Genomic DNA, 796 nt, shown 5'->3' with positions numbered 1-796 from the left:
AATCTCAGCCGCATGCCACTTTGAAGGCGCGTCGACTTGCCGGCACCGAGCGGGCTGTCGGAGTCGTTTATGAACAATCCGCTGCTCGACGTGTCGGTGACGAAATATCCATCTCGCCCGCCAGAGATCTTGCAATGTGCCCTTGAAACGAACATGTCGGGATCGTTGATCTGCCAACCCGCGTCCGCGCTGCGGCCGATCACCAGCTCACCCTCGTCAAGCCGGGCCTGCCGCACCGCCTGGGTGCGTGGCCCTTGCTCCAGTGTCAGCAGCAGGCTCATGCCGCGACCCCCGTCATTTCCGGCCGCCATCCGACGATTGTCCGCAGCCGCATGTCGTCAGCATCGCCCCTTTCGATGGGTCGCGCAAGCCAGGCGGTCCGCCCGAGCCGAACCGCTCCGATTTGGGGCGGCGGTACGGCTTCACGCGCAAGCACGATGCGCAGATCGACGTCGAGCGACTCCCCGACCATGTCGCGAACGGCCTGCTTGAACAGCTTGAGCCGCTCGCCGCCAGGCAGGAACGCCTTGAACTCCTCATACCCCAGCGGGCCGACACGCAGTTCGATCCTGCTTTGGCGGCTGAAAACGCGTGGGCCGATCGTCGCGCCCTTGCCGAGCCCTGCAAAGGCCTTTGCAAGACGGGTCTGGAGACCGGTTGGTACTGTTATCCAGGCGGAGATGAACTCCTTGATCTGTACCGGCGCCTTGAACGCTTCCGCCAGGAACAGCGTCAGCCGTTCCGGGCCGTCGACCTGATTGGCCACCGAAGCCGCCTGCCGAACCTTCACCGTATC

At 64.1% G+C, this 796-nt stretch carries 2 protein-coding genes; both read right to left on the bottom strand.

The features are described from left to right. On the bottom strand, positions 1–281 hold a 281-nt coding region (locus EN925_RS38080), incomplete at its 3' end, for an FHA domain-containing protein (protein ID WP_128337478.1). After that, positions 278–796 (bottom strand): type VI secretion system baseplate subunit TssG (locus EN925_RS38075; RefSeq protein WP_164894779.1); only part of this gene is annotated, 519 nt, incomplete at its 5' end. The genes EN925_RS38075 and EN925_RS38080, both read right to left, overlap by 4 nt.

Origin of the sequence: Mesorhizobium sp. M7A.F.Ca.US.006.04.2.1 (assembly GCF_004022915.1) — a bacterium.
Classification (GTDB): domain Bacteria; phylum Pseudomonadota; class Alphaproteobacteria; order Rhizobiales; family Rhizobiaceae; genus Mesorhizobium; species Mesorhizobium ciceri.
This window is presented reverse-complemented; position numbering and strand designations above follow the sequence as displayed.